Here is a 24,338-nt window from a genome sequence, read left to right as displayed (position 1 = left end):
GCGAAAGTAAAGTGAAAGCGGCACATCGCCAATGTCTTTCACAGGCCATGTCTTTCACGCGGAGCCTTCCACACGGACAATTGAGAAAATATCGGACCCGTCAGATATCGGCTCCGATGACCTGATCCATCAGGCGCGAGGGTTCGGAACACCCTGCCTCTCCCACCACCCGCGCCGGCACACCGGCAACGGTGGTCTTCGGCGGGACCGGCTTCAGCACCACAGAACCGGCGGCGATGCGCGAGCAGCTGCCGATCTCGATATTACCGAGGATTTTCGCGCCCGCTCCGATCATCACGCCATTGGCGATCTTCGGATGACGGTCCGCCCCCTCCTTGCCGGTGCCGCCAAGCGTCACGCCATGCAGGATGGAAACGTTGTCGCCGATAACGGCCGTCTCGCCGACCACAAGCCCGGTGGCATGATCGAGGAAGATACCCTTGCCGATGCGTGCTGCCGGATTGATATCCGTCTGGAAAATGCTGGACGAGCGGCTTTGCAGATAAAGCGCCAGATCCCTGCGGCCCCTTTGCAGCAGCCAATGGGCAAGGCGATGCGTCTGGATGGCCTGAAACCCCTTGAAATAAAGGAGCGGCTCCATGAAGCGCGTGCAGGCCGGATCGCGATCGTAAACCGCCTGGATATCGACGCGCAGCACGCTGCCCCATTCGGGCCAGTCATCCAGCATGTCCTGAAAGGTCTGGCGCAGAAGAACGGCCTGCATATCGGGATGATCGAGGAGTTCACAGATGCGATAAATCACGCATTCTTCCAGAGACCGGTGATTGAGGATTGTCGAATAAAGGAAAGCCGAAAGCAGCGGGTCCTGCGCCACGGCGCTTCGTGCCTCATGCAGTAGGCTGCCCCAGATCGGATCGACGATCGCCAGCTGTTCCGGCTGACGGGCCTCGGTACGTGCGACCATGAATGGTCTCCTCGTTTGCAGTAGTCGTTCTTTATACAGAAAAAGACGTGCATAAGAAATGGGATTCGAATGACGACTTTAAAGACGGCAAGGCTTCAGTTTTTCTTCATGCAGCATGAAAAACCGTTTCTTGCCGCCACCCATCAAAGGCTGCGGTAAAATTCCAGAACCGCCGCCTTGAACACCCGGTCGCCAACGGCCAGCATGTGGTCACGGCCGGGAATGTCGATAGCGCGCGCATGCGGCATGATCGCCGCAAGTTCGGCACCCGATCCGGCGATATCGTCATTGGTTCCGACCGCGATCAGCGTCGGTGCATCGATCTTTGCGGCCTGTTCGCGGCTGACGAGGACACGCGACGTCTCGATACAGGCKGCRAGYGCCAGCCGGTCGCTTTTCGTCTGGTCGGCAAAGGCGCGGAACATGCGGCCGCGCTCATGCGTGACGACATCGAGCGAGGGGGCCAGCAGCGCTTCGGCGATCGGATCCCAGTCGCCTACACCTTCCACCATGCCGATGCCAAGTCCGCCGAAAACCAGTGAGCGGACACGCTCCGGATGTGCCATCGCCAGAAAGGCCGAAATGCGTGCGCCCATGGAATAGCCCATCACATGAGCCTCCGCGATGCCGAGATGATTAAGCAGCGCCACCGCATCGCCGGCCATGACGGGCGGATAATAGGCTTGCGGATCATGCGGCTTGTCGCTTGCGCCATGGCCGCGATTGTCGATGGCAATCACCCGGTAACCGGCGTCACCAAGCGTTTTCAGCCAGCCTGGATGCACCCAGTTGACGTTGGCGCTGGAGGCAAAGCCGTGAATCAACAGAACCGGATCGCCCGCCGGATCACCTTCATCGAAATAGGCAAGGCGAAGGCCGTCATGGGAAAAATCGGAAAATTGCGGCATGTTGAGATTCATCAAGGACATCCTTTTTGCCGGACCATATGGCAGGAAATCGCAATTTTGAACATGTTTTCCTGACGATTTTTATGGAGATGCAATGCGTTTGAGGCTACATATCCGCAGCAATAAGCCCATGCTCGATGACGACATGCGGCTTAACCACGATATTGCATTTGGAGACGAACATGGCCGGGCATTCCATTCCCCACTTCCAGAACGATGGCGGACACAGCGTGATCGAGATCGGCGTCAAGGAATTCATGTGCACCGGCGCTTCGGTGCCTTTCGATCATCCCCACATCTTTATCGACATGGGCGACGACAACGAGAAGGTCTGTTCCTATTGCTCCACCCTTTACCGCTACAATCCGTCGCTGAAGGCCGAGCAGACCAATCCTCCAGGCTGCGTCTTCCATGTGAAGGCCGCCTGACCTTCCACCTTTCCTGATCGGGGCGCGACATGCCCATCAAATCCGTAGCCATCGTCGGTGCCGGCATCGCCGGTCTCACCGCAGCGCTTTCTTTTGCCCGCCAGGGCATCAGCTCTGACATCGTTGAACAGGCCGGCGAACTGACGGAAGTCGGTGCGGGCCTGCAAGTATCGCCCAATGCCGCCCGCATCCTTGCCGAACTCGGCGTGATGGCTGAGATAGAGGCGCGTTGGACCGAGCCGGTCAGTGTCGATCTGGCCGATGGCAAATCGCTTGCCACGTTGCTGTCTTTGCCCGTGGGTGCGACGGCCCGCACACGCTGGGGCGCACCTTATGGCGTGCTGCATCGCTCGACGTTGCAAAACGCGCTTCTCAATGCGGTAACGCACAATCCGCTCTGCCGCCTGCATCTTGGCAAACGTATCGAAAACGCGACGACAGACGTCATCGCTGCAACCACGTTCCGCGATCACGACCTGATCGTCGGCGCAGACGGTGTCTGGTCCGCGGCCCGTTTTGCTGTCCCCTCCGCCCCCACTGCCACYTTCTCCGGCAATATTGCCTGGCGCTTCACGGTCGCGGCAAAAGATGTGCCRTCAGCYATCAACAAAAGCGCCGTCACCGCCTATCTCGGTTCGGGTGGCCATATCGTCGCCTACCCGCTGAAGGAAGTCGGCGGCTTCAACATTGTGGCCATCGCACTCGGCGCCGATCCCGGCGCAACATGGCGGGCGGAATCGAGCGGCCAACAGAAAGCCATGCTGCTCGCGCAGTTTCGCGGCTGGAGCCCGGATATCGTTCGGCTGCTGGCATCGTCGGAAAATCCGACCTTCTGGCCACTTTATCAGGCCGGTGCCGGACGCTGGCACAATGGTCGCGATACGGTGCTGATCGGCGACGCTGCCCACGCGATGATGCCCTTTGCCGCACAGGGGGCGGCGATGGCCATCGAGGATGCATTTGAACTGGCGGGCACATTGACCGGAACATCCCTGCCCGTACCACAGGCCCTTGCCGCCTTCGAAGCCCTGCGTCTGCCGCGCATAGAAAAGGCCCGCAAGCGGGCCTCTCTCAATCGTTTCGCCTATCACGCCACAGGCCCGGTTCGGCTTGCCCGGAACTTCGTCTTTTCGACACGTCCGAGGGAAGCCTTCCTGAAGGACTTCGACTGGCTATACGGCTACCGCGCCAAAGGCTGAGGTTAAACCCCGGCTGCCGCCGCAAACCCGGCCTCGAGATCTTTCTTGAGGTCGGCGATATCTTCAAGCCCTATCTGCAGACGGATGACCGGACCTTCCGACGGGCCTTTGGCAATCGTCCTGTCGACAAGCGACACCGACACGGCAAGCGATTCGTATCCACCCCAGGAATAGCCGAGCCCGAAGAAGGTCAGCGCATTCAGGAATGCCGCCGCAGTCTGCTTGTATTTGCCCTCTTCGGCCTTCAGCACGAAGGAAAATACGCCGCTCGCGCCCTTGAAACCGCGCTTCCAGAGTTCATGCCCGGCAAAGCTCGGCAGGGCCGGATGCAGGACGCTCACGACGTCGTCGCGGCTTTCCAGCCAGGTGGCGATGTCGAGGGCGCTTTTCTGGTGGTGCGCAAGCCGAATGCCCATGGAGCGCATGCCGCGCAGGATCTGATAGGCGTCATCAGGCGTCACGCAGATGCCAAGATTGGTGTTCGCTTGATAAAGCGTCTTCCAGTGCTTTTCATTGGCGGAAACAAAGCCCATCAGAACATCGGAATGACCTGACGGATATTTGGTGGCGGCATGGATGGAAACATCGACACCGAAATCGAGCGGCTTGAAATAAAGCGGTGTCGCCCAGGTATTGTCCATCGTCACGACGCAATCGTGCCTGTGGGCGATCTCGGTGATCAGCCGAACGTCCTGAATCTCGAAGGTATTGGAACCCGGCGCTTCAAGATGCACCAGCTTGGTATTCGGGCGGATCAGCGCTTCGATACCCGCCCCAATCGCCGGGTCGTAATACTCCACCTCCACACCAAGCTTCTTCAGCATCGTGTTGCAGAAGCGGCGTGTGGGAAAATAAACCGAATCGACGATCAGCGCATGATCGCCAGCGCCAAGATAGGCGAGGAACGGCACGGTGATCGCTGCAAGACCCGATGGCACGAGAATGGTTCCGAAAGAACCCTCCAGCTCGTTGACGAGATTGCATAGCGCATCGGTCGTCGGCGTGCCGTGGGTGCCATAGGTGTATTTCTGGTTTTCGGTCGAAAGCGTCTCGGCATCGGGGAAAAGCACGGTAGAACCGCGCACGATGGGCGGATTGACGAAACCGAAACAGTCGGCGGGATCGTTGCCGCCATGGGTCAGGCGCGTATTCATACCTGCGGTGGAAAGCAGGTCATTGGTCTTGGTCATTTCAGATCAGCTTTCGAAGGGATATTGACGCGAGCGACAATGCGGAGAGCCGGAGGCAAGGTCAAGTCCCGCAGAACRTTCGTAGATGGGAGGATTGATCCACGCGTCAACAGCATACAAGAAGTATACAAAAATCGTGCAAGTGTATTTTTCCGCAATAATATGCTTATATTTTCACCCTTTGCACACTTCCCGACCAAAATTTGGAAAATTCCGTTTTATAGGCACAATTATTGTCAGCATGTCTTGACCCCGCTGCCAATTACGATTGTGATAGAAAAAGCGGATCGAAAAGATCTGCTGAAGGGGGGAGCTGGGGCAAAAACAATATGCCGGTCCTCTTCCGATTGACGATAACAAACAAAGGTTGGGAAAAATGAAAAAGGCAATTCTGTCGGCCGTTATCGGCGCAGCAGTTTTGGGAGGAGCCTCGGTCGCTTCGGCTGCGACGCTTCAGGACGTGAAGTCGAAAGGTTTCGTCACCTGCGGCGTGAGCGCTGGCATTCCGGGATTTTCCAATCCCGATGACAAGGGCGAATGGTCCGGCATCGACGTGGACTATTGCCGCGGYATTGCCACTGCGGTTTTCGGCGATCCTACAAAGGCTAAATTTGTCGCTCTTTCGAGCAAGGACCGTTTTCCGGCTCTCCAGTCTGGCGAGGTCGACGTTCTGACCCGTAACACCACCTGGACGATCAGCCGCGACACATCGCTCGGCTTCAACTTCCGTACCGTCAACTATTATGACGGCCAGGGCTTCATCGCCAAGAAGGGCCTCAACGTGAAGTCCGCGCTTGAGCTTTCCGGCGCCGCCGTCTGCGTTCAGACCGGCACGACCACCGAGCTCAACCTTGCCGACTACTTCAAGACCAACAACCTGCAGTACAACCCGGTTGTTTTCGAAAAGGAATCCGATGCGACTTCGGCTTATGATTCCGGCCGTTGCGACGTTTACACCACCGACCAGTCCGGTCTGTACGCTATCCGTCTCAAGCTGAAGAACCCCGATGACAACATCGTTCTGCCTGAAGTGATCTCCAAGGAGCCGCTTGGACCGGCCGTTCGCCAGGGCGACGACCAGTGGTTCGACATCGTYACGTGGGTTCACTACGCGATGGTCAACGCCGAAGAGCTGGGCATCACGTCGAAAAACGTCGACGAGCAGAAGAACAGCGCCAACCCTGATATCAAGCGTCTGCTTGGCACTGAAGAAGGCACCAAGATCGGTACGGATCTCGGCGTGACGAACGACTGGGCCTACAACATCGTCAAGAAGGTCGGCAACTACGGCGAAGTCTTCGACCGTAACGTTGGCGCCGGCTCGCCGCTGAAGATCGAGCGTGGCCAGAACGCGCTTTGGACCAAGGGCGGCCTGCAATACGCACCGCCGGTTCGTTGATCGGCACTATCGTTGGCTAAGGACTGAAGGGAGGCTGGGCAATGCCCGGCCTCCCCTTGAAATTATAGAATAAGCTCGCAAAGAGCATATAAAAGGGAAAGGTGCCTATGGCAGGCAACGCGGTCAGTTCGCAACGATCGCGCGCGCAAAGCGCGTCGTCACTCATTTACGATCCACGCATACGCGGAATTTTTTATCAGGTTCTGACAGTCGTCATCCTGACCGCCTTCGTCTGGATCATCGTGACGAATACGATCACAAATCTTCAACGGTCAAACATTTCGTCCGGCTTCGGCTTCCTCAATGGAAGAGCCGGCTTCGATATCGGCCAGTCGCTGATCGCTTACACCAGCGATGCGACCTATGGCCGGGCATTGCTCGTTGGTATTCTCAACACAATTCAGGTCGCATTTTTYGGCATCATCGCCGCGTCGATCATCGGTTTYATCGTCGGTATCGCCCGGCTGTCCAACAACTGGCTRATCTCGAAGCTGGCGCAGGCCTATGTGGAAATCTTCCGCAACATCCCGCCCCTGCTCGTCATMTTCTTCTGGTACAAGGGCGTCATMTCCGTTCTGCCGCAGGCCCGCGATTCGCTSCAGCTTCCRCTTGGRACCTACCTCAACAATCGCGGCTTCTTCTTTCCAAAGCCTCTCTGGGGCGAAGGGACGTGGCTGATACCGCTCGCTTTCGTGGTCGCCATCGTCATCAGCGTCTTCATTTATCGCTGGGCGAAGGCCAGGCAGGAAAGAACCGGCGAGCAGTTCCGCACCGGCATCACCGCAACACTTCTCATCATCGGCCTTCCGGCTGCGACATTCCTCGCACTCGGCTCACCCCTGACATTCGATTACCCGATTGCCGGGCGGTTCAACCTTGCGGGCGGTTCGGTCGTCGCACCTGAATTCATGTCGCTGTTTCTGGCGCTCTCCTTCTACACCGCTTCCTTTATCGCCGAGATCGTTCGCGGCGGCATCAAGGCCGTGGCAAAAGGGCAGACCGAGGCAGCGGAGGCATTGGGTCTTCGCGCCAGCACGACGACACGTCTGATCGTCGTTCCTCAGGCGATGCGCATCATCATCCCGCCGCTGACAAGCCAGTATCTCAACCTGACCAAGAACTCGTCGCTTGCGGTCGCGGTCGGTTTCGCCGACATCGTCTCCGTTGGCGGTACGATCCTGAACCAGACGGGACAGGCGGTCGAAGTTGTCGCTATCTGGCTCGTTCTCTATCTCTCGCTGTCAATTCTCACGGCCGTGGTCATGAACTGGTTGAACGCGAAAATGGCCCTGGTGGAGAGATAATAGATGACGATCAGCAATCACGCGTTCGTGCGCCACACCATTGAAGAAGCCAAACCCGCGCCTTCAAGCGCGGTTGGTATCAGCCATTGGCTGCGCACTAAACTTTTCGCCACGCCGAAGGACACCGTCCTTACGGTTCTTGCCATCGCGTTCCTCGCCTATCTTCTGCCACCAATCTTCAAGTGGCTGTTCGTAGACGCGGTATGGACCGGTACGGATCGCATCGCCTGCCTCACCGCCTCCCAGGGCGGTGCGCTGGCCGATGGCCAGTCCGGCGCATGCTGGGCCTTCGTTTCGGCGAAGTTCGGCCAGATCATGTTCGGCCGTTACCCGATCGATGAGCGCTGGCGTCCTATCCTTGTGATGGTCATGTTCACCATCCTCCTGGTGCCAATGCTCATTCCGAAAGCGCCGTTCAAGCGGCTCAATGCGCTGGCCCTTTTCATCATCCTGCCAGTCATTGCGTTTTTCCTCCTCATCGGCGGCGTCTTCGGCCTGCCGGTGGTGGAAACGCAGCTCTGGGGCGGCCTGATGGTYACCCTGATCCTGTCTTTCTTCGGAATTGCAGTGTCCCTGCCCTTCGGCATTCTTCTGGCGCTTGGCCGCCGGTCGAACCTGCCGGTAATCAAAATGCTGTGCGTGCTTTTCATCGAAGTTATCAGAGGTATTCCTCTGATCACCGTCCTGTTCTTCGCCAGCATCATGTTGCCGCTGTTCCTTCCCGACGGCTGGACCTTCGACAAGTTCCTGCGCGCTCTGGTCGGCGTGTCGCTCTTCTCGTCCGCCTATATGGCGGAGGTGATCCGTGGCGGCTTGCAGGCCATCCCGAAGGGGCAATATGAAGGGGCAGACTCGCTCGGCCTGAACTATTGGCAGAAAACCCGGCTGATCGTGCTGCCGCAGGCGCTGAAGCTCGTCATTCCGGGCATCGTCAACACCTTCATCGGTCTTTTCAAGGACACGTCGCTGGTCTCGATCATCGGCATGTTCGACCTGCTTGGCATTGTCACACTCAACCAATCGGATGCGAACTGGGCGACACCTGTCACCGCAATGACGGGCTATATTTTCGCCGGGTTCATATTCTGGATATTCTGCTTCGGCATGTCGCGTTATTCGCTGTTCATGGAACGGCACCTCGACACCGGGCATAAACGATAAGGGACGCTCAAAATGGCAGAAACCCAAACAAAAAAACTGGCCGTTTCGACAACGGACGTGGCAATCGAACTCGTCGGCATGAACAAGTGGTATGGCGACTTCCACGTCCTGCGCGACATCAACCTGAAGGTGATGAAGGGCGAGCGTATCGTCATCGCCGGTCCTTCGGGATCGGGCAAATCGACCATGATCCGCTGCATCAACCGGCTGGAAGAACATCAGTCGGGCACGATCAACGTCGACGGTATCGAACTCACCAACGATCTGAAGAAGATCGATGAGGTGCGTCGTGAAGTCGGCATGGTGTTCCAGCACTTCAACCTCTTCCCGCACCTGACGATTCTSGARAACTGCACGCTGGCGCCGATCTGGGTTCGCAAGATGCCCAAGAAGGAAGCCGAAGAAGTGGCGATGCACTATCTGAAGCGCGTCAAGATCCCCGAACAGGCGCATAAATACCCTGGCCAGCTCTCCGGCGGTCAGCAGCAGCGCGTTGCAATCGCCCGCTCGCTGTGCATGAAGCCGAAGATCATGCTGTTTGACGAGCCGACCTCRGCGCTTGACCCGGAAATGGTCAAGGAAGTGCTTGATACCATGGTCAGCCTYGCCGAAGACGGCATGACGATGCTGTGCGTGACCCACGAAATGGGCTTTGCCCGCCAGGTCGCAAACCGCGTCATCTTCATGGACCAGGGCCAGATCGTCGAACAGAATTCGCCTGCCGAATTCTTCGACAATCCCCAGCACGAGCGCACGAGGCTGTTCCTCAGCCAGATTCTGCACTGAGACGCTGCAATCAGCTARCATCACGAAACGGGGCCATTTCGGCCCCGTTTTMATTTGACGACAGCCTCTCCACGCTCGACCTCATCCRTGGGCTTGTCCTAAGTATCTAAGTCAACAAAATCGAGCGGTTGAATATCTCGGCAAAAACCCAAGGGTGACGCCGAAATGTTTGGTAAGGTTCGCCATGCATTTTGATGGCTTCTTCCGCACCATAAGCCCCGTTGAGTGAATCACCGRCCCCTGCAAATCGTCGTYTCACAYYGTTCTTCATCCGCGAGAAGCACTGAAACTGCCAAGCCGACCTCGGTTTAACCATTTGTTACGAAACGGAAATCCTTGTTTTCCAAGGGTTCTGACAGCCAATGTCATTTTTTTGTCAAATCATGCATTTTTCCGCTTGCGGACCACGGGGAGCCTGACTATAAGGGCGCCACACCACAAGCGCACGCGCCCTTCGTCTATCGGTTAGGACGTCAGATTTTCATTCTGAAAAGAGGGGTTCGACTCCCCTAGGGCGTGCCACTTGCCTTCGTGTTTCCCCCTTCGAAAATATAAAGCAGCTTCGCAGATAGCGAATTCGTCACGCCTGATCGATGCGCCGGAACCGATTCCCGGGCGATACGTTWGAGTGCTGTCCCCCCGATGGAAGGCGAGCCGGATGAAGCGCCAGCGGGCAAATCGACCGGCTTGCCTTTCACCTTCCAGCCAAATCACAGCGTCGGTTCATTCTGGCGGGCAGCAGATGCCAGCTAAGGGTTGGAAAACCACACCCCGAGGCCTTCCACGAGTCATGAAGGCATTGCCGGCGCGCAGCGATAGCGGCGAAATTTCAAGGCCTTGGCCAGACCCGGCGCAGTTTTCCACAGCCGGTCCGGCCTCCATAAAAAAACTCGTCACGAAGCGGAAAAAATCAATTTTTCCGCTTGCGGAGCAACGGGAGCCTGACTATAAGGGCGCCACACCACAAGCGCACGCGCCCTTCGTCTATCGGTTAGGACGTCAGATTTTCATTCTGAAAAGAGGGGTTCGACTCCCCTAGGGCGTGCCACTTGCTTCTCCTTGAAAATCAGTATTATGCGTTCAAATCTTCACGTGATGTGTGAGATAGAGGATGCATGCCGTTTCCGGCCGTCCTTCAGCTTTTCCCGTAAAATCAAGTCTCGATCTGTGCCGACTGTCAGGGCGCGAAAGCCGCGTCCAGAACACGCAGCTGCACACGCCTCTGGCCCTGCCAGAGATCGGCACCCACGGTGCCTGCCACGTGGATAGACCTGCCACGCGCATTCAGCAGCATCTGCCCCAGAGGGGCCTCTGCGGCGCGGAATGCGATGCCGTCCAGCCGTGAGCCATCCATGGCCTCCAGCGTGATCTTGACGTGGGAGGTGCCGACCAGACGCACATCGCGCAGCCGGTGGGCAGGCACGGCAAAAATGGGCTGAGAATGGCCGGAGCCATAAGGACCAGCCTGTTCCAGCTGATCGACAAGCTGCAGGGTCGCACCGGACGCGCCGATTGCGCCGTCGATCTTAAGCACGCTGCTTTCCACCAGCTCGCTCACCGTCTTTGCGGCGGCTTCCTCGAAGAAGGTCCGGAGTTTGCCGAGATTGGCGCGTTCCACCGTCAGGCCCGCGGCCATGGCGTGACCGCCACCCTTGACCAGCAGGCCGGCATCCACAGCGGCGCGGACCATTCTGCCCATATCGAAACCATTGATCGAGCGGCCGGAGCCTGTGCCCTTGCCAGAGGGATCGAAAGCGATTGCAAAGGCCGGGCGGCGGAAACGGTCCTTGAGGCGTGAGGCAAGCAGGCCAACGATCCCCGGATGCCAGTTTTCCCGTGCGGTAACGATAACGCCAGCGCCAGACCCGTCGCCATATTCATAAAGCGCTTCCGCTTCGGCTTCCGCCAGCATCACGGCTTCCATCGCCTGTCGCTCGCGGTTCAGCTCATCCAGCTTTTCGGCAATCACGTCCGCCTGTGACGAGTCGTCGAGTGTAAGCAGACGGCTACCCAGAGCGGCATCGCCAATACGGCCRCCGGCATTGATGCGTGGTCCGATCAGGAAACCGAAATGATACGGTGTCACCGGCCCRCCCAACCCCGCCTTTCTGAACAGCGCCGCCAGCCCGGCATTGTTCATATGGCGCGCGGCAATCAACCCCTTTACTACATAGGCGCGGTTCAGCCCCTTCAAGGGCACCACGTCGCATACGGTTGCGAGTGCGACTATATCCAGCAGCGCCAGCAGATCGATCGTGAACGCCTGTCTGTTGCGCCTGTCCTTCAAYAGCCTGAGGGTGGCGACCARAACCAGGAACACCACGCCTGCGGCGCAGAGATGCCCCTGCCCCGAAAGATCGTCTTCGCGGTTGGGATTGACCAGCGCCACCGCCGGCGGCAGTTCCGAACCGACCTGGTGGTGATCGATCACCACCACATCTGTTCCCGCATCCTTTGCGGCATTCAGMGATTCATGGCTGGTGGAGCCGCAATCGACCGTCACGATCAGGGTCGCGCCATTGGCGGCAAGCTGCTGCATCGCCGCCGGGTTCGGCCCATAACCCTCGAAAATACGATCTGGAATATAGATTTCCGGCGTCAGCCCGAAATGCGCGAGAAAACGATACATCAGCGCGGAAGACGCGGCGCCATCAACGTCATAATCGCCGAAGATCGCCACCTTCTCACCGGTCTCGATGGCACGGACCAGCCTTTCGGCAGCCTTTTCGCAATCTGTCAGCATATGCGGGTCGGGCATCAATGAGCGAATKGTCGGATCGAGGAAAGCGAGAGCCTCATCCACCCCCACCCCTCGCCCGGCCAGCACCCGSGCAATCAGTTCGGGAATRGCATGGATCTGRGACATGGCCAGCGCACGGTTCTGTGCGGCCTGATCCAGCCGCGAAACCCAACGTTGCTCTGTCGCCGACCGCTCCACGCTTAGAAATGCGCGGACCACGGTATCGGCCGGCTCCATCATTGCCATCCTGTCCATCGTCCTGTCATGCGAATGCGTATCCGCGCCTTGTCATGACAACGGGCTAAATGGCGATGGCGCCTTTTTCAAGCAAAAACGCCCGTATGAGGTTTCACACCGAGAAAATCGAGAAAAACGGGCTGACGATCGATACCGCGCCGACGAGCAGCAACAGGGAAAACACCGCAAGGGAACACCAGTTGCGCTCATATTCGGCAATATCGAATTCCATGCCTCGAATATTGTCGTTGGCATTGTGAGGCCGCGCCCGATGATGGGCGGCCAGAACGCTTTCGCGCTTACTGTCCTTGAAAAGGATAATCGATGTCACAGCCACGCCTCCCTCGCTTGGTAACATGATTAACCATAGAACCGAATCGCGTTGTTTTCCAGCGGTTCTGAGGCGATCCCCTCAAATTTTACGGCGGTTTTATCCTGTGGTCGCCAAAACGGGTTTCGGGAGAAAAAAGACCGCGCCTCCATGTGGTGGCGCGGCCCTCAAATTCAGAAAAATCGTAAAGCGTCTCAGGTCCGCTCGATGCGGATGACCTGCGGTTCGCTGACCAGATATTTCTCGTTCTTGATCGCCTTGACGGCCTTGCGGATCGCATCTTCCATCGTCGCGTGGGTCACGAGGATAATCGTCTGCGGCGCGCCTTCCACATGCACGCGCTGGCGCTGCACGATGGATTCCAGCGAGATGTTGTTATCCGCCATGCGGGTAGCGATGGAGGCGAAGACGCCCGCCTGGTCCTTCACCGTCAGCCGGATGAAATAGCCGCCTTCATGGCTCTTCATCTTGGCGCGACGATAATCGGTCAGCGACTTCGCCGGACGGCCGAGCACCGGAACCTGCTGGGCACCGGGACGGCTCTTGGCGATATCGGCGATGTCACCGAGCACGGCAGAGGCCGTGGCATTGCCGCCCGCACCTGGGCCAACCATCAGAAGCTCGCCAAGAATATCGGACTCAATCGCCACCGCATTGGTGACGCCATCAACCTGTGCAATAACGGAATCGAGCGGCACCATGGTCGGATGCACCCGCTGCTCGATACCGGATTCGGTCACCTGCGCCACGCCGAGAAGCTTGATGCGATAACCGAGCTCGGCGGCCGCCTGAATGTCCTCGCTGGAGATGTTGGTGATGCCTTCGAGATAGATGTCGTCGGCCGAAATCTTGTTGCCGAAGGCAAGCGTCGTCAGAATGGCGAGCTTGTGGGCGGTGTCGTTACCCTCGATATCGAAGGCCGGATCGGCTTCGGCATAACCCAGCCGCTGCGCTTCTTTCAAACAGACCTCGAACGACAGCCCTTCCTTCTCCATCTTGGTCAGGATGTAGTTGCAGGTGCCGTTCATGATACCGTAGATGCGCGACACATTGTTGCCGGTGAGAGATTCACGCAGCGCCTTGATGACGGGAATACCGCCGGCCACAGCCGCTTCGAAATTGAGAAGCGCACCCTTGTCTTCGGCAATCGTCGCCAGCTCGACGCCGTGCTTGGCAAGCAGCGCCTTGTTGGCTGTCACTACATGGAGACCGCGCGAAAGTGCTGCGCGCACAGCTTTTTCCGCCTGGCCGGAAGCACCGCCGACCAGTTCCACCAACACGTCGATATCGGCTTCGTTTGCAAGCTGCTCCGGCGTATCGAACCAGGTAATACCCTTGAGATCGATGCCGCGGTCACGCGAACGGTCGCGCGCGCTCACTGCAATAATCTCAATCGCGCGTCCGCAGGTAATCGCAAGTTCGTTGCTTCTCTGCTGGAGGATGCGCACGAGCGAAGCGCCGACAGTGCCGAGCCCCGCTATGCCGATTCTCAATGAATCTGCCATGGGTATGTTCCTGATTTGCTGGTGATGGTGACGGCCGGGACCCGGCCGCCTTCGGTTGCCCTTATCTGTGGGCATTGAGCGAAACGACATTGTGCATCGTTTCGTCAGCACTCGACAGGAAACGCTTCAGATTGCGCGCTGCCTGACGAATTCTATGCTCGTTTTCAACGAGCGCGAGGCGGACGTAATCATCGCCCATTTCGCCGAAGCCGATGCCGGGAGCAACGGCAATGTCTGCCTTCTCGACCAGAAGCTTGGAAAACTCCAGGCTGCCGAGATGGCGGAACTTTTCCGGGATCTTCGCCCAGGCGAACATCGTTGCCGCCGGCGGCGGAACTTCGAAGCCCGCCTTGCCGAACGTATCGACCATGACGTCGCGACGGCGGCGATAAACGCTGCGTACTTCCGCGATGTCGGAGCCGTCGCCGTTCAGCGCGTGCGTCGCCGCAACCTGGATCGGCGTGAAGGCACCGTAATCGAGATAGGACTTCACGCGGGTCAGCGCCGCGATCAGCCGCTCGTTGCCAACGGCAAAGCCCATGCGCCAGCCGGGCATGGAGAAGGTCTTCGACATGGAGGTGAATTCCACCGCAACGTCGATTGCACCGGGAACTTCGAGAACCGAAGGCGGCGGATTGTTGTCGTCGAAATAGATTTCCGAATAGGCAAGGTCGGAAAGCACGATGATTTCGTGCTTCTTCGCAAATGCGATCACGTCCTTGTAGAAATCGAGCGAGGCAACGTGCGCCGTCGGGTTCGACGGATAGTTGACGATCAGCGCCAGCGGCTTCGGAATGGAGTGGCGCACCGCACGCTCCAGAGGCCCGAAGAAGCTCTCGTCCGGCTCCACATTCATGGAACGGATAACGCCGCCCGCCATCAGGAAGCCGAAAGCGTGGATCGGATAGGTGGGGTTCGGACACAGGATCACGTCACCAGGCGCGGTGATGGCCTGCGCCATATTGGCGAAACCTTCCTTGGAACCAAGGGTCGCGACGACCTGCGTATCGGGGTTCAGCTTCACGCCGAACCGGCGGGCATAATAACCAGCCTGCGCGCGGCGAAGGCCGGGAATGCCCTTGGACGAGGAATAGCGATGGGTGCGAGGGTCCTGAACGACTTCGCACAGCTTGTCGACGATCGCCTTTGGGGTCGGAAGGTCGGGATTGCCCATGCCGAGATCGATGATATCGGCCCCGGCCGCTCGCGCGCTCGCTTTCAAACGGTTGACCTGTTCGAAGACGTATTGCGGCAGACGCCGGACCTTATGAAACTCTTCCATCACTTTCCTCATGGAAATGGACCGGTTCTGCCGGCCCATAACGAAGTTCGTTCTTGTTGTTAAACGCCGCCGACACGAACCGATCCGGCGGGCGCTATTCATTGTACCGCAAAGCACAAGAAAACCTACAGCGGTTTTCTCGGTCCACGCGGCATCGCGATCATCCGCCTTGTGGCTCCGGCGCGGCCTTTTCAGRCCACAGGCAWGKCGAATTGCGCAATGTAATCAGGAAACCTGCATAACGCCAGATTCTTGGAAATTGCAAGGCAGACCATGSTCAAGAAMGGCCATTCCGGCCGTTCAGTCGCGCTCGCCCTTCACAATTGCCGCGCGGATGACGGAAAGCACCTGCTCCGGCTTGATATCGGTGCAGATGAGCTGGCTCGGATGCCCGTCCCAGTCGCCCGGCGGAAAGGCGCGGCCATCCGGCTTCTGAATGGTCTGGCCATCGGCAAGCCCGCCGCAGACGACGCGTATAGGGCCGCTGCGGGTCTCGAACAGTTCGGGCGCGACAAGGTAAACGCAGGCGCAGCTGTCATGCACCACCATACCGTCGCCGGTGCGGGTCTTGTAGAAATCGATGTAGAATTGCGACAAATCGGAAAGCAGCTGCACCGGCTTGCCGCCCGCCTCTGCCATCTCGGCCATGAAGGCGCTCGTCATCACCGTTTTCGTCGTCACGTCCAGGCCGACGACAACCACGCGCCAGGGCGCGGTAAAGACGAGATCGGCCGCTTCCGGATCGCCGTGAATATTGGCCTCRGCCGCCGGCGACACATTGCCGTTGATATCGAAGGCGCCGCCCATGACGATCACCTGCTTCACCAAYGCCGCAAAATCCGGCTCTTCGCGCAGCGCCAAGGCCAGATTGGTCATGCGACCAACAGCGATCAGCGTCACCTCGCCGGGATTGGCCTTGACCGTCTCGATAATAAAGCGATGCGCGGGACGCGGATCGAGCGGCAGATCGATGGTCTCTGGAATATCGATATCGCCGAGACCGTTTTCGCCATGGATGAAAGTCGGCCAGTGGCCTTCCTTGCGGGCCGGATCGAAGGTCACGCCCGCACCTTTCGCGACCGGCGCCGTCATCTGCCATTCCCGTTTCAGGAAGAGCGCATTGCGAGTGGTGATATCGATGGGCGCGTTGCCGAAGACGGTGGTGACGCCGATCAGATCGATATCGGGGTGACGGTGCAGGAAAAGAAGCGCCATGGCATCATCTACACCGGGGTCCGTATCGAATATCACTTTATGCATAATGCCCTCATCCTGATGTCTCGTCATCGCCGCGTCTGGCGGTGCGCCACGGAAACATAMCCATAAGCGGCAACACCGCAATCCCCCTGCCCGTCCCGGATCGGAGAGAAAAATATTGCGTGGCGATCTTTTCGGTGAAAGAAGAGGCCCTCTCCCTTAAGCCCGCCTGGACATGCCAAGTGCAAGACATCGCCCTCAACGTTTTCCTCGTTCTTTTCTGCGTCGCCATCTTTGCCGGATTTATCGATTCCATCGCCGGCGGCGGCGGTCTCATCACTATCCCGGCCATGCTGATCATGGGARTTCCGCCGCTCGATACGCTCGGCACCAAYAAGCTGCAATCGCAGTTCGGCTCGGCGTCGGCCACCATTGCCTATGCCCGCCGCGGCCATGTCAATCTGAGGGAACAATTGCCGATGGCGATCATGGCGATGATCGGCGGCGGGCTCGGCGCTTTCACGGCCGCCTTCGTGCCGTCAGACCTCCTGCGCACCGTCATGCCCTTTCTGCTGATCACGATTGCCCTCTATTTCGCCTTCAAGCCGCAGCTCAGCGATATCGACAGCCATCGCCGCATCACGCCTTTCGTGTTCGGCCTCACCGCCGCACCGCTCGTGGGTTTCTATGATGGCGTTTTCGGCCCCGGCGCGGGTTCCTTCTACATGCTTGCCTTCGTGGGGCTTGCCGGCTTCGGCATGCTGAAGGCAACCGCCCATACCAAGCTTCTGAACCTGGGTTCGAATTTCGGCGGCTTTGTTGTTTTTGCGGCTGGAGGCGCGGTTCTCTGGAAGCTTGGCATCGCCATGGGCATCGGCCAGTTCGTCGGCGCGCAGATCGGATCGCGTTTCGCGATGAAAAACGGCGCGAAGATCATCCGCCCGCTTTTGGTTCTTTCCTGTCTGGCAATGGCGACGAAGCTTCTTGCGGATGCATCATCCGCATGGTCAATCGCCACGATCTGGGAAACCATCTTCCCGAAATGACAGGAAAAGGACACGGCTCGACGCYTGCGTTCGAACCGTGAATTTATGCCGTGGCGCGACGGCGCCTGCGATCGGCGATTTCGCGGATGACCACCATTGCGCCAACCAGCTTGTAGTTGGAGGAATAGCAGGGCGACATTTCCAGCGATTTTACGATCGTATGGCCGTCATGATCTTCGGCATAGGTGTATTTCGACGTACCGCCCTTGAAGCAATTGTCGAGCCTCTCCCGCAGATCGTTCTGAAAACGGTGCACTCCGACAAGCTCGGCGATATGACATCCCAAAGGCCCTTCCGGCGTATTGCGCGGAAAAGCATCGATCCCATTGGAGAATGAYACCCGATAACCGGGAGAAACGACGACCACGGGCTCGTCGAGGTCGTTCAGCATATCCTCATCAAGAATAAGATGGCGGTGGTGCCACTCCAGGATGTCCTCGTCCTCGTCGCCGATCACCTTTGCCTTGAGCGGCATGCCGACATAGCGGTCGACCAGCGTTCTCAAAAGATCGGAATTGCGCTGCACGCAGCCGAGATCTTCCGCCTCGTGATTGAGGAGGTCGATGGCGAAACGGAATTGCTCACGAATGTCCTCGGAACTGCCGGTCTTACGCCCGATGACCCGATCAAGCAGCAGCTCCAGTTCACGCTCCAGCACTGCGATCTTGTCGGCCTCGTTCTTACCAACCGCTGATTGCAGTTCCGTATAACGCAGCCAGAACAGCTCAATCAAATCTTTCAACCCAACTCTCCCTGAACGGGCAGACAGCCCGCTCCCAATCCGAATGGATAGACACTTATCCCCTCATTGTAGCGTCTGTGCATTAAAAAATGACGTAACGACACGCAGGTCCGCCGCAGGGATTAATCTCTAAAATATCATAGCTACTGCTATTTTTTCAATTTCGATAATCCATGAACGAAAAATAAGGTTCCACTAATAAGTAAAAATACTTAAAAACGCGATTTTACGGCCGAATTCTGTAAAAAATCACTAGAAATTCGGCCGCGCTGCAAATAATCAGATCTGGTGTTTAACGTCCCAACGGTCGTGATACCACAGCCATTGTTCTGGATATTCGCGGACCCAGCTTTCCACCTTGTCATTCAAAAGCTGCGCCGTCGCCTGAATATCGACATTTCCTTTTTCATCGCGCGGAATTTCAACCCTCGGCTCTATTTCCAGCCGGTAGCGGTTATCGGGCAGGCGCACGCAGCGGGCGGGATAGACATCGCAATTGAACTGCCGCACCAGCTTGGCAAGAAGCGGGTTGGTGCGCACCTCATGGCCGAAGAACTTCGTCGTCAAGCCTTTGCCGAACTTCTGGTCGACGAGCACGCCGACACCGCCGCCCCTTTCCAGCTGCCGCGCAAGCGCGAAGGAAGAGCCGGCATGCGACGGCACGAGATTGCCCATGCGTTCCTTGCGGAACTTGAACACCTTGTCGGCCACGAAAGGATTATTCGGCGGCCGGAACAGCACCGTCACATCCAGACCAAAGGCAGAACTGGCCACCGGCAACAATTCGAAATTGCCGCTATGGGCAGTAAATACGATGAAGGGCCGCGGGTTGTCGCGAAGCTCGACAAAGGTCGAAATACCCTCGACCCGGATACGGCCCGGCTCGCTATTTTCCGGATCGAAATCGAACAGCCTGTCGAGAAAGACATATTCCGCCGCAAGCCGCCCCATGCTGCCCCAGCTGTCCATTGCGATGGTAAGCCGCTCCTCTTCGGGTTTCTCCGGAAAGGCGCGCGCCAGATTGTAGAGCATCAGCTTGTGGCGGCCGGTTTTCGGCCCCACGAAGCGCGCCAGCCTGTCGGCAGCGCGAATYCCCGCGTCAGCTGGAAAYATCTTCAGCAGATTGAGAAGGCCGAAGGCAAACGTCGCAATCAGCCATTGCCGGAAATGGTCCAGCTTCAGGACGATCCGCGTAATGAACAGTTTCAAGGCGTCAATCCATCCGCAGAACGATTTTGCCGAATACCTGGCGCGTTTCCAAGCGCTCCAGCGCCCGGTCAATATCCTCGAAGGTGACTTCGGTGTCGATAACAGGATGAACGATGCCGCGCGCCATCTTCTGCATGGCGTTGGCCATGTTTTCCATGCGGCAACCGAAGGAGCCGAGCAGCTTCAGCTGCTGCTGGAACAGCATCATCAGGTTGATATCGGTCGATACRCCTGAGGTTGAGCCGCAGGTGACGAGACGGCCGCCACGYTTCAGCGAGAACATCGATCCCGCCCAGGTGTCTTTGCCGACATGCTCGAACACCACGTCTACACCCTTCTTTTTCGTCAGCTTGCGTACGACGCCTTCGAAACGGTCGGTCCGGTAGTTGATGACGTGATCGGCGCCCAAGGCCTTCGCCCGTTCGATCTTGTCGTCGGAGCCGACCGTGGTGATGACGGTGCAGCCCATCTTCTTGGCAAGCTGGATCGCCGCCGTGCCGATGCCGGAACCGCCGGCATGCACAAGGATCGTTTCGCCCGATTCCAGCTTGGCATTGTCAAACAGCATGTGCTCGACCGTGCCGAAGGTCACAGGCGCCAGAGCCGCGCCGATGGCATCGACGCCATGCGGCGCCGGAACGAGCTGGCGGGCGGGAATATTGATCTTTTCCTGCGCAAAGCCGTCGAGATGGAAACCGTGCACGCCCTGAACATGTTCACAAAGATTGTCACGGCCTTCACGGCACGGCTTGCAGATCCCGCAGGTGCGCGCGCCGTAGATCGCGACGAGCTGGCCAGGCAGCACATTCGAAACGCCCGGGCCAATGGCCTCCACTACGCCGGAAGCCTCAGCACCGATCGTCAGCGGCATCTTGCGCTTGGCAAAAGCCATGCCGCGCCAGCCCCAGACGTCGATGTGGTTCAGCGCCACGGCCTTGACGCGCAGCGTCACCTCGCCCGGACCTGGTGCATCGGGTTCAGGCAGGTCCACTTTTTCGAGCTTCCGGTCGTCCACGAGTTGAAGAGCGCGCATGTTTTTAGTCCTTCGCCCGGAGGCGTCTATCTCAAGAGTAATTCCAGCAAAACTCTGTAACGGTTTTGCGGTCGGAATGTGTAGTCACACCAGCGAGAGCGTTCCCGGGCTTCGTTCAGGCCGGAAACGCCCCTGTCTTCTGGCGGAACCGGTTAAGCCGGTTCACGCGTCATGACAAGGCTGGCATTCTGCCCGCCGAACCCGAAGGAGTTGGAAAGCACGGCATTGACCGTCGCGTCCCGCTTCACATTTGGCACCACATCGAGCGAAATGGTCGGATCGGGGTTGTTGTAGTTGATCGTCGGCGGCAGGGTGCCGGTCAGCATGGTCTGTAACGAGAACACCGCCTCCACAGCACCGGCCGCCGTCAGCGTATGGCCGATCATCGACTTGTTGGATGACAGCGGAATGTCTTTCAGGCCTTCGCCGAAGACGGCAAGCATCGAGCCATATTCCATCTTGTCGTTTTCCGGCGTCGAGGTGCCGTGGGCGTTGATGTAGCCGATATCGCTTTCAGCAACACCCGCATCYGCAAGTGCGGCGCGGATCGTCGCGATCGCCGGGCCGCCATCTGGCGAGGAACGCGTGCGGTGGAAGCTRTCSGCCTTYTCRCCGGCGCCCTTGATGATGCCGAGAACCTTCGCGCCGCGCGCAATTGCCGATTCCAGCGATTCCAGCACCAGCGTTGCCGCACCTTCGGCGATCACRAAACCGTCGCGGTCCTTGCTGAACGGCTTGGATGCCTTTTCCGGCGGCTCATTCTGGGTCGACAGCGCCGARAGAAGCGAAAAGCGGATCAGCGCTTCGGCGCTGACCGAACCGTCTGTAGCAACCGTCAGCGCGCGCTCGGTGCGGCCCTGGCGGATAGCCTCGACACCAAGCTGGATTGCGGTCGCGCCGGATGCACAGGCCGTCGAGAGCGTGACCGGCAGGCCGCGTGTACCAAAGCGGTCCGAAAGACGCTCCGAAATCGCGCCGAAAAGAGCCGCTTCCTGAAACGCCGGGTCCGGACGTTGACGGAAAGCCGTCAGGAACCGTTCATAGGCATCACCCGGCTGGGCGGCCGGCGGAGACCGGTCGGCAAGCTCGAAACGCGCGCTCCATTCCGGCTCGATCGGTGGTGCAGCCAGAAACAGCGGGCCATCGAAATCGCCCGATATGCCGGCCTGCGCCAAAGCCTCAATGGTTGTCTCGCGTGCAAAGGCATAAGAGCGCTCGACGGAATTCGGAACCGGGATGTCGATGAAATCGACGGTRCCGCTGATCCTTGTGGAAAGCCCCTCCGTCGGGAAGCGGGTAATCTTGTGGATGCCCGACTTGCCCGCAGTCAGAGCCGCCCAGTTATCGGCAAGACCCTGCCCGAGCGATGTGATGATGCCCATACCGGTGACTGCAACGATCGGGCGACCGAGATGATCCTTGAAGTTGGAAGTCATGGTCTTTTCTCCTCACACGTCACGGGACAGAACGGCGACACCTTCGCCGCGAACATGGCCGACGGTGGTGACGACCGCTTCGCTGGCCGCCTCGCCCATGGGCTTTTCCGCGGCGCCATCGAAAGTAGGAACCTTCGCGCCGCTTTCAAGCGTCAGGGCAGCAAGCGCCAGCCCAAGCGGGAACTGTGCTTCAAGTCCATGGCCGGTGATACCGCCGAAACCGCGAATGACGGCCTGCGGCAAAGCTTTTTCGAGAATATTCTTTTCACGCTGCGTCACGGCGTCGTAACCACTCGCACCGGAAAACACGACGGTCGCAGCACTGTCCTTTGCAGGGGCAAGCAGCCGTTCCATGCGCTTTTCCATCTTGCCGTCATCACGGCTACCACGATCGCCCTCGATGGCGTCGATGCGGGCATAGATGCGTGCGCCGCGTTCACTGGCGTGCTTGCGCGATTCCAGCACCAGGAAGGCTCCCAGCGAACCGGAAATCATGCCGCCGCCGTCCTGGCCGCCACGCGACCACAGAGGCTGCCAATCGCCCTGCGCATGCGCGCCGATCGCTTCAAACAGCAGGATCATGTCCGGGCGCTCAGCCGAGAAGGCGCCGCCCACCAGGGCGTGGCTGGATTCGCCGGAACGGATACGGTGAAACGCMGTCTCGACGGCGGAAATGCCGGCTGCTTCCTCGCCCATGAAGGTRCGGGAGGACCCTGTGACCTTRTGMACGATGGARATGTTACCGGCCATCAGATTGGAAAGCTGGGCGAGAAACAGGGTCGGACGCAATTCCGTCGTCAGCTTCTCGTTGAGCAGCACTTCGCGGTCGTTGCGTTTCAGCGCCTCATCGACAATCAGCGTATCGACATTGATGTCGCGCTCGCCACCGCCGGCAGCCACGATCATGTCCATGGTAGCGCAGGCTTCCGGGTTTTCCTTCAGCCCTGCATCATCAAGCGCGAGGCCGGCGGCAAAAACGCCGAGACGCTGCCAGTTTTCCATCTGGCGCTGGTCGCCGCGCTTGGCAATCTGCGTGGACCAGTCGATCTCCGGCATGGGATGAACCGGATAGGGTTTGAACTTTTCGGTCTCGATCACCGTTGCCGGCGCCGCAGTTCCCGAAAGAAGCGCAAGATGCGCCTGGCTGCCGACGCCGTGACAGGTCACGATGCCGACCCCGGTTATGACCACATCATTGTCAGATTTCATCGTCTGTCATCCTTTGCAGCCTGACCCATTGAAGCGGTCACGGCTATCCAACAGCGGTCGCAAACGACCACTCCATGCGTTGCGGAATAAAGCGCGCGATGCGGATTGGCAATGGTGAAGGCCCGATCCGCCAGCACAAGCCCACGATTTTCGTGAATCAAAACCGGGTCYAGRGGAAAAATGCCGTCTCCCGGCATCAGCGGAAGCGCTTATTTTTGCGCATCCGCGGCAATCGCCGCCATCAGGCCGACTTCCTCGGCCCGCTTCCTGACGATAGGCGCGAGCGGAATTTCGCTGAAAGGCATTGTCCTGAGCTTCAGCTGCGCATCGCAGACCTTCTTGCCTTCGCAAGTGATCTTCGCCTTGGTGACTGCAAAACCCGAACCGTCATGTTCCAGCACCGCCTCGATATCGAGAACCGCSCCCGGCTCCACGAAGGTGCGCATCTTGGCGCCGTCAACCGACATCAGGAAGGGCATGGCGGAAAAATCGCTGAACGCCAGAACCATCATGCCGGAAGCCTGCGCCATGGTCTCGATCAGAAGCACGCCCGGAACCAGCGGCATGCCGGGGAAATGTCCCTCGAAAACCGGGCTTTTGTCGGGAACGACAGACCGCGCCTTCAATGTGCGCGTCGCCATATCCACGGCTTCGACCTTGTCGATCATCTGAAAATATTCAAGCAGCATCCGTCCGGCCCGTTTCTGGTCGGTTACGACCCGTCCCTGAAGGTCAGGTCCAGAAAAAGAAATGCCCGCTCGAAGCGGGCATTATCGCCTCAGCCCTTGGCTGCGCGCAATTCGTCGATCTTGGCACAGAGGTTCTTCAGCACGAAATATTCTTCGGTGGTAACCTTGCCTTCGTTGACTTCCTGCGTCCACTGCTCGAGCGGAATCTTGATACCGAATTCCTTGTCGATGGCGAAAACGATATCCAGAAAGTCGAGGCTGTCGATGCCCAGATCGTCGATCGTGTGGCTTTCCGGCGTAATGGTTTCGCGGTCGATTTCGCTGGTTTCGGCGATAATGTCGGCAACCTTGTCGAATGTAGCTGTCACGCCCATAATCCTTA

The 24,338-nt window shown here is 58.4% G+C and carries 22 protein-coding genes and 2 tRNA genes; 9 read left to right on the top strand and 15 right to left on the bottom strand.

Going from position 1 to position 24,338, the window contains the following annotated elements; translation table 11 throughout:
• Positions 1-100 precede the first annotated feature (100 nt).
• Both cysE and AB4Z23_RS12700 read right to left on the bottom strand, forming a co-directional pair.
• The gene (gene cysE / locus AB4Z23_RS12705) at positions 101-925 is read right to left on the bottom strand and encodes a serine O-acetyltransferase (protein ID WP_441360240.1); all 825 of its coding nucleotides are present in this window, start codon (positions 923-925) and stop codon (positions 101-103) included.
• A gap of 143 nt (positions 926-1,068) precedes the next feature.
• On the bottom strand, positions 1,069-1,845 hold the full coding sequence (locus tag AB4Z23_RS12700; protein ID WP_025593509.1) for an alpha/beta fold hydrolase: 777 nt from the start codon (positions 1,843-1,845) through the stop codon (positions 1,069-1,071).
• Between the two features lie 170 nt (positions 1,846-2,015).
• Here AB4Z23_RS12700 and AB4Z23_RS12695 point away from each other — a divergent pair, with 170 nt between their 5' ends.
• Together AB4Z23_RS12695 and AB4Z23_RS12690 are read left to right on the top strand one after the other, a co-directional pair.
• Positions 2,016-2,261 carry a zinc-finger domain-containing protein gene (locus AB4Z23_RS12695; RefSeq protein WP_003495891.1) on the top strand — a complete coding sequence of 82 codons (246 nt, stop codon included), beginning with the start codon at positions 2,016-2,018 and terminating at the stop codon, positions 2,259-2,261.
• A 29-nt stretch (positions 2,262-2,290) separates the two neighbouring features.
• Positions 2,291-3,460: an FAD-dependent monooxygenase gene (locus AB4Z23_RS12690; RefSeq protein ID WP_421476691.1), complete on the top strand. Its 1,170-nt coding sequence runs from the start codon at positions 2,291-2,293 to the stop codon at positions 3,458-3,460.
• A gap of 2 nt (positions 3,461-3,462) precedes the next feature.
• Here the strand turns inward: AB4Z23_RS12690 and AB4Z23_RS12685 are convergent, their stop codons facing one another.
• Positions 3,463-4,650, bottom strand: a complete 1,188-nt coding sequence (locus AB4Z23_RS12685; protein WP_441360239.1) for a cystathionine beta-lyase — start codon at positions 4,648-4,650, stop codon at positions 3,463-3,465.
• A gap of 376 nt (positions 4,651-5,026) precedes the next feature.
• On the opposite strand from AB4Z23_RS12685, the gene AB4Z23_RS12680 reads away from it, so the two are divergent.
• The 6 genes from AB4Z23_RS12680 to AB4Z23_RS12655 all read left to right on the top strand — a co-directional run bounded on the left by AB4Z23_RS12680 (position 5,027) and on the right by AB4Z23_RS12655 (position 10,348).
• Positions 5,027-6,049 carry an amino acid ABC transporter substrate-binding protein gene (locus AB4Z23_RS12680; RefSeq protein ID WP_003515366.1) on the top strand — a complete coding sequence of 341 codons (1,023 nt, stop codon included), beginning with the start codon at positions 5,027-5,029 and terminating at the stop codon, positions 6,047-6,049.
• A 107-nt stretch (positions 6,050-6,156) separates the two neighbouring features.
• Positions 6,157-7,353: an amino acid ABC transporter permease gene (locus tag AB4Z23_RS12675; RefSeq protein WP_003515368.1), complete on the top strand. Its 1,197-nt coding sequence runs from the start codon at positions 6,157-6,159 to the stop codon at positions 7,351-7,353.
• A 3-nt stretch (positions 7,354-7,356) separates the two neighbouring features.
• Positions 7,357-8,514 carry an amino acid ABC transporter permease gene (locus AB4Z23_RS12670; protein ID WP_013636194.1) on the top strand — a complete coding sequence of 386 codons (1,158 nt, stop codon included), beginning with the start codon at positions 7,357-7,359 and terminating at the stop codon, positions 8,512-8,514.
• A 12-nt stretch (positions 8,515-8,526) separates the two neighbouring features.
• Entirely contained in the window at positions 8,527-9,300 is a 774-nt protein-coding gene (locus AB4Z23_RS12665; protein ID WP_003515372.1) for an amino acid ABC transporter ATP-binding protein, read from the top strand.
• Between the two features lie 447 nt (positions 9,301-9,747).
• Positions 9,748-9,822, top strand: a tRNA-Glu gene (locus AB4Z23_RS12660).
• 451 nt (positions 9,823-10,273) lie between these two features.
• Positions 10,274-10,348, top strand: a tRNA-Glu gene (locus AB4Z23_RS12655).
• A gap of 129 nt (positions 10,349-10,477) precedes the next feature.
• Here the strand turns inward: AB4Z23_RS12655 and recJ are convergent.
• From recJ to AB4Z23_RS12630, 5 genes are all read right to left on the bottom strand, one after another.
• A complete protein-coding gene (recJ, locus tag AB4Z23_RS12650) occupies positions 10,478-12,286 on the bottom strand; it encodes a single-stranded-DNA-specific exonuclease RecJ (protein ID WP_112155018.1) in 1,809 nt (602 codons plus the stop codon).
• A 103-nt stretch (positions 12,287-12,389) separates the two neighbouring features.
• Positions 12,390-12,614 (bottom strand): hypothetical protein, encoded by a 225-nt coding sequence (locus AB4Z23_RS12645; protein WP_025593517.1) that lies wholly within the window; start codon positions 12,612-12,614, stop codon positions 12,390-12,392.
• A gap of 188 nt (positions 12,615-12,802) precedes the next feature.
• Positions 12,803-14,113 (bottom strand): homoserine dehydrogenase, encoded by a 1,311-nt coding sequence (locus AB4Z23_RS12640; protein WP_003515377.1) that lies wholly within the window; start codon positions 14,111-14,113, stop codon positions 12,803-12,805.
• Positions 14,114-14,174: 61 nt separating this feature from the next.
• On the bottom strand, positions 14,175-15,395 hold the full coding sequence (locus AB4Z23_RS12635) for an LL-diaminopimelate aminotransferase (protein ID WP_003515379.1): 1,221 nt from the start codon (positions 15,393-15,395) through the stop codon (positions 14,175-14,177).
• 300 nt (positions 15,396-15,695) lie between these two features.
• On the bottom strand, positions 15,696-16,655 hold the full coding sequence (locus AB4Z23_RS12630) for a nucleoside hydrolase (protein WP_065687344.1): 960 nt from the start codon (positions 16,653-16,655) through the stop codon (positions 15,696-15,698).
• A 179-nt stretch (positions 16,656-16,834) separates the two neighbouring features.
• Between AB4Z23_RS12630 and AB4Z23_RS12625 the strand changes: the two genes are divergently transcribed.
• Positions 16,835-17,638 (top strand): TSUP family transporter, encoded by an 804-nt coding sequence (locus tag AB4Z23_RS12625; protein WP_441360238.1) that lies wholly within the window; start codon positions 16,835-16,837, stop codon positions 17,636-17,638.
• A 43-nt stretch (positions 17,639-17,681) separates the two neighbouring features.
• Here the strand turns inward: AB4Z23_RS12625 and AB4Z23_RS12620 are convergent, their stop codons facing one another.
• The 7 genes from AB4Z23_RS12620 to AB4Z23_RS12590 all read right to left on the bottom strand — a co-directional run bounded on the left by AB4Z23_RS12620 (position 17,682) and on the right by AB4Z23_RS12590 (position 24,330).
• Positions 17,682-18,380: a hypothetical protein gene (locus AB4Z23_RS12620; RefSeq protein WP_013636202.1), complete on the bottom strand. Its 699-nt coding sequence runs from the start codon at positions 18,378-18,380 to the stop codon at positions 17,682-17,684.
• A gap of 279 nt (positions 18,381-18,659) precedes the next feature.
• Complete coding sequence (locus AB4Z23_RS12615) at positions 18,660-19,589, bottom strand: lipid A biosynthesis lauroyl acyltransferase (RefSeq protein WP_441360237.1); 930 nt, start codon at positions 19,587-19,589, stop codon at positions 18,660-18,662.
• Between the two features lie 4 nt (positions 19,590-19,593).
• A complete protein-coding gene (locus AB4Z23_RS12610; protein ID WP_421476683.1) occupies positions 19,594-20,622 on the bottom strand; it encodes a zinc-binding dehydrogenase in 1,029 nt (342 codons plus the stop codon).
• Between the two features lie 152 nt (positions 20,623-20,774).
• The gene (locus AB4Z23_RS12605) at positions 20,775-22,058 is read right to left on the bottom strand and encodes a beta-ketoacyl-ACP synthase (RefSeq protein ID WP_003515389.1); all 1,284 of its coding nucleotides are present in this window, start codon (positions 22,056-22,058) and stop codon (positions 20,775-20,777) included.
• 12 nt (positions 22,059-22,070) lie between these two features.
• Entirely contained in the window at positions 22,071-23,267 is a 1,197-nt protein-coding gene (locus AB4Z23_RS12600; protein WP_003515391.1) for a beta-ketoacyl-ACP synthase, read from the bottom strand.
• A gap of 209 nt (positions 23,268-23,476) precedes the next feature.
• A complete protein-coding gene (locus tag AB4Z23_RS12595) occupies positions 23,477-23,956 on the bottom strand; it encodes a 3-hydroxyacyl-ACP dehydratase FabZ family protein (RefSeq protein ID WP_019566224.1) in 480 nt (159 codons plus the stop codon).
• An 89-nt stretch (positions 23,957-24,045) separates the two neighbouring features.
• Entirely contained in the window at positions 24,046-24,330 is a 285-nt protein-coding gene (locus AB4Z23_RS12590; protein ID WP_019566223.1) for an acyl carrier protein, read from the bottom strand.
• Positions 24,331-24,338 lie beyond the last annotated feature (8 nt).

It is taken from the genome of Agrobacterium sp. MCAB5 (assembly GCF_052114365.1).
Lineage (GTDB): Bacteria > Pseudomonadota > Alphaproteobacteria > Rhizobiales > Rhizobiaceae > Agrobacterium > Agrobacterium tumefaciens.
This window is presented reverse-complemented; position numbering and strand designations above follow the sequence as displayed.

Coding starts and splice junctions, on each gene's coding strand:
- AB4Z23_RS12685 (WP_441360239.1), bottom strand. CDS start 4,650: ATGACCAAGACCAATGACCTGCTTTCCACCGCAGGTATGAATACGCGC.
- AB4Z23_RS12635 (WP_003515379.1), bottom strand. CDS start 15,395: ATGGAAGAGTTTCATAAGGTCCGGCGTCTGCCGCAATACGTCTTCGAA.
- AB4Z23_RS12590 (WP_019566223.1), bottom strand. CDS start 24,330: ATGGGCGTGACAGCTACATTCGACAAGGTTGCCGACATTATCGCCGAA.
- AB4Z23_RS12640 (WP_003515377.1), bottom strand. CDS start 14,113: ATGGCAGATTCATTGAGAATCGGCATAGCGGGGCTCGGCACTGTCGGC.
- AB4Z23_RS12695 (WP_003495891.1), top strand. CDS start 2,016: ATGGCCGGGCATTCCATTCCCCACTTCCAGAACGATGGCGGACACAGC.
- cysE (WP_441360240.1), bottom strand. CDS start 925: ATGGTCGCACGTACCGAGGCCCGTCAGCCGGAACAGCTGGCGATCGTC.